The following is a 1,087-nucleotide window of genomic DNA, read 5'->3' as shown; positions in this document are numbered from 1 at the left end:
TCCGCCTGCTTTGGCGTGACCTCAAGGACAACGACTGCAGGAATTAAGCTCCCGCCGTCCACTGGATCGGGGATTTTGCCTTCCGCATTCAGCCGTTTCACAACCTTAAGTCCGAATAATTCCGGAAGAACGATGCGTTTGGACTGCCCTGAAGCCGTATCGGTGACAAAGGCATAGGCATCGATCACAATACCAGGCTTAACTTCATCCCCAGCGGACATCGTCAAGTCGGTCTTTACCCCGATTTGGCGCATCCCCGGCTGCAGCGACACCGCTGCGCCCACCCCTGAAGTCGCCGCTGTCGTGATCAACGATTTACGCAAAGGTGCATGTTCCAAGAAGCCGTACTTCGTAGCATAGGCATCCTTGAAATCAAGTTCTTCTGGGGACTCCAGGGCATCCTCCGGCACCTCACTAAGTACGACCTCCCGATATTTGAGCATATCTTTCGTGATGGCTGCGTAAGGTGCAATATCTGTTTTGGCCACAATAATTTTCTTAGTCTTCACCTGCTTGGCAATCTGATTGTTATTCAGGTTAAATGCAACAAGCGCAATCACCAGTCCGAGGAGGACGATGAGTGCGCTACGAGTATATTTATTCCAAAACTTTTTCAATGATTGATTTCCCTCCCTGCTTACTTAAAGACACTCTCATACGGTATATTACGGTGAATCGTAACCGGATATTGTACCCCCGGAAGAGCAAAAGAAACATGGGTACGGTACACCACATCAATCCACGGCACCTCATCGGCATCATACCGCAGCTGCAGTTCAAATTGACTATTCTTCATGACTGGATTCTCAAGAGCGCTGTTCAGGCTTAGCGCAACCCGAAAGGCTTCACGAGTACTTGAGCGCAAGGCGTTTTCTTCGAGTTGTACTTTGCCTTGCTGCGCATCCGTCACAATCCCTGAGCGCACAATCCCTGCATCAATGGAGTGCTCAATGGCCCGGCCGGTAGAATCATACACACTGTCTATGACCAGCAAATCCATGATCAGTACGATCAGAATTAGACCAAACAAAATAGACCCGCATACCTTGACCCACATCGGCTAGTCCCCCGTTCGGTAAAACTTATG

Annotated in this window: 2 protein-coding genes; both read right to left on the bottom strand. The window is 49.7% G+C overall.

Translation table 11 applies throughout. The features are described from left to right. Positions 1-617: Flp pilus assembly protein CpaB (cpaB, locus tag ACQ76X_RS35955; RefSeq protein WP_438498674.1), on the bottom strand; the 617-nt coding region annotated here is incomplete at its 3' end. A 20-nt stretch (positions 618-637) separates the two neighbouring features. Next, a complete protein-coding gene (locus ACQ76X_RS35950) occupies positions 638-1,057 on the bottom strand; it encodes a hypothetical protein (RefSeq protein WP_438498673.1) in 420 nt (139 codons plus the stop codon). Between the last annotated feature and the right edge of the window lie 30 nt (positions 1,058-1,087).

The sequence above is a fragment of the Paenibacillus sp. IHBB 3054 genome, assembly GCF_051594305.1.
GTDB lineage: Bacteria > Bacillota > Bacilli > Paenibacillales > Paenibacillaceae > Paenibacillus_AQ.
Note: the sequence above shows the minus strand (reverse complement) of the source record. Positions and strands in the feature narration are given on the sequence as shown.

What these genes read in the sequence shown, in the direction of transcription:
- ACQ76X_RS35950 (WP_438498673.1), bottom strand. Translation starts at nt 1,057, where the DNA reads ATGTGGGTCAAGGTATGCGGGTCTATTTTGTTTGGTCTAATTCTGATC.